The 1,180-nt window shown below is 61.4% G+C and carries 1 protein-coding gene; it reads left to right on the forward strand.

All coding sequences use genetic code 11. The annotated features are described in order from the left end of the window. Position 1: 1 nt before the first annotated feature. The coding region (gene gcl, locus ACIP1X_RS29065; RefSeq protein ID WP_400755999.1) for a glyoxylate carboligase at positions 2–1,180 on the forward strand (1,179 nt) is incomplete at its 3' end.

Here is a 1,180-nt window from a genome sequence, read left to right on the forward strand (position 1 = left end):
GGTGATGCGCCGTGAAGGGGTTGATACCGCTTTTGGCATCCCGGGCGCTGCCATCAACCCGCTGTACTCCGCCTTGCAGAAAGTCGGTGGCATCGATCACGTCCTTGCTCGCCACGTCGAAGGCGCCTCGCACATGGCCGAGGGCTACACCCGCACTAAAGCCGGCAACATCGGCGTGTGCATCGGTACTTCCGGCCCAGCCGGTACCGACATGGTCACCGGGCTCTACAGCGCCTCGGCCGACTCGATTCCAATCCTCTGCATTACCGGCCAGGCACCCCGCGCCCGTATGCACAAGGAAGACTTCCAGGCTGTCGACATCACCAGCATCGTCAAGCCAGTCACCAAGTGGGCGACCACTGTTCTGGAACCGGGCCAAGTGCCGTATGCGTTCCAGAAAGCCTTCTTTGAAATGCGCTCCGGCCGTCCAGGCCCGGTGCTGATCGACCTGCCGTTCGACGTGCAGATGGCCGAAATCGAATTCGACATCGACGCCTACCAGCCGCTGCCATTGGCCAAACCGACCGCAACCCGTGTTCAGGTCGAGAAGGCTCTGGCGCTGCTCGATCAGGCCGAGCGTCCATTGCTGGTGGCAGGCGGCGGCATCATCAACGCCGACGCCAGCGATCTGCTGGTTGAGTTCGCTGAGCTGACCGGCATCCCGGTAATCCCGACCCTGATGGGCTGGGGCACCATCCCGGACGATCACCCGTTGATGGTCGGCATGGTCGGTCTGCAGACTTCGCACCGTTACGGCAACGCGACCATGCTGAAATCCGACGTGGTGTTGGGGATCGGTAACCGTTGGGCTAACCGCCACACCGGTTCGGTTGACGTTTACACCGAAGGCCGCAAGTTCATTCACGTCGACATCGAAGGCACGCAGATCGGTCGTGTGTTCACGCCGGATCTGGGCATCGTGTCCGACGCCGCTGCAGCACTGACCGTGTTCATCGAAGTGGCGCGTGAATGGCAAGCCGCCGGCAAGCTGAAAAACCGCAGTGCCTGGCTGCAAGATTGCCAGCAGCGCAAAGCCAGCCTGCATCGCAAGACCCACTTCGACAACGTGCCGGTAAAACCACAGCGCGTTTACGAAGAAATGAACCAGGTGTTCGGCAAGGACACCTGCTACGTCAGCACCATTGGTCTGTCGCAGATTGCTGGCGCGCAGTTCCTGCAC

The organism is Pseudomonas sp. NPDC088885 (assembly GCF_044750025.1).
Lineage (GTDB): Bacteria > Pseudomonadota > Gammaproteobacteria > Pseudomonadales > Pseudomonadaceae > Aquipseudomonas > Aquipseudomonas rustica.